The organism is Frankia sp. CcWB2 (genome assembly GCF_977927585.1).
This window is the reverse complement of sequence record NZ_CDWRCM010000087.1, coordinates 1-888: the sequence shown is the minus strand read 5'-3', so window position 1 is coordinate 888 and position 888 is coordinate 1. Positions and strand designations below refer to the sequence as shown.

The window sequence follows — 888 nt, the reverse complement described above, 5'->3', positions numbered from 1 at the left end:
CTGCCGATAGGCGACCGGACCGACCAGCATGTCGACGACGAGGTCGACGTCGACGTCCGCGGCGAGTTCCCCCGATTCGATGCCGCGCCGGAGCATGGCGGCCGCCTTCTCCCGCGACGGCTCGATCACCTTCTGCGAGTAGGTGGCGAACAACTCCGGGTGCGTGCTCCGCTCGGCGACGAGCTTCGGCATGATCCGCCCGGACAACGACTGGAGGTTGTGCCGGCGCAGCGCATTCAGCCAGGCCACCAGGTCGTCGCGCAGGGAGCCGGTCTCGACCGCGTCGAGACTGTCGGCCAGGGTGTCCAACGCGTCCCCGATCAGGGCATCCTTCGTTGGCCATCGGCGATAGACCGTCGCCTTGCCGACCCCGGCGCTGGTCGCCACCGCCTCCATCGACAGGCTCGCGAAGCCGACCGTCGCGAGCTCGTGCAGCGCGGCATCGATGATCGCCTCATCGCAGCGGGTGTCCCTCGGACGACCGGGAGCGCGGGAGACGCGGACCCCGGAGGGCACCCGGTCGGACGGCCGCCGAGGATGCGGAGTGCGCACGTCCCGGGTGGCCATCAGGCGGGACACCGGCCTGATCCCCCGCACGCTCCGTCGCCGCCGTGCCGATGCATCCGCATGGAAAGGCCACCCGCCACCTTGATCGCGCCGCACGTTCCCGCCGGACTTCAAGATCAGCATACGTCCCAGCCGGCCAAGACGCATCCGTTTGCCAGGGCAGCGGCGTGGCGTGCGTCGCGTTCCACGCCGATCGGGCCATGGTCCACCGCGAAACCACCACCCGAACGCCCCAGCCCGAACAGCCACCTAGGGCCTGTTTGGGAAGTAGGTCCCGAGGCTGGCCGTGGATCTGATGGTGATTTTCGGATTGCATGATCC

At 69.3% G+C, this 888-nt stretch carries 1 protein-coding gene; it reads right to left on the bottom strand.

Annotation, left to right across the window (positions count from 1 at the left end; translation table 11 throughout):
• Window positions 1–579 (bottom strand): TetR/AcrR family transcriptional regulator (locus ACY45C_RS11175; protein ID WP_462187549.1); only part of this gene is annotated, 579 nt, incomplete at its 3' end.
• Window positions 580–888 lie beyond the last annotated feature (309 nt).